Source organism: Zooshikella sp. RANM57, assembly GCF_050749885.1.
In the GTDB taxonomy this organism is placed as follows: domain Bacteria; phylum Pseudomonadota; class Gammaproteobacteria; order Pseudomonadales; family Zooshikellaceae; genus Zooshikella.
Map to the genome: position 1 here is coordinate 1 of NZ_JBOIUB010000070.1, position 298 is coordinate 298.

Below are 298 nucleotides of genomic sequence, written 5' to 3' on the forward strand. Positions count from 1 at the left end.
CGACCGGTATTGCGGTGCGTAACGCTACCCTGGTCCAAGGCATGGAAACTACTGAGCTGGTGGTGGGCCTTGGCGCTAAACTCGCCCGACTCACCCCGCTCAGCGGCAAAGCTGTAATCCCCTTGCAGCCAGTCCAAAAGCTCCCACTCACCCTGTGCATTTTGCTTGTAGACATTGACGGTGTAGGTGAAGGTACGACCTTCGGCATTTTCCAGGGACACGTTGGGTTGTAGGTTCACCTGACCGGCACTGGCCTCAACAATTTCGGAGCCTTTGGCCTCGCCAAAACCTGCATTCC

Annotated in this window: 1 protein-coding gene; it reads right to left on the minus strand. The window is 56.7% G+C overall.

All coding sequences use genetic code 11. The features are described from left to right. A partial coding sequence (locus ACQ96U_RS27175) for a hypothetical protein (protein WP_431724410.1) occupies nt 1-298 on the minus strand: 298 nt, incomplete at both ends.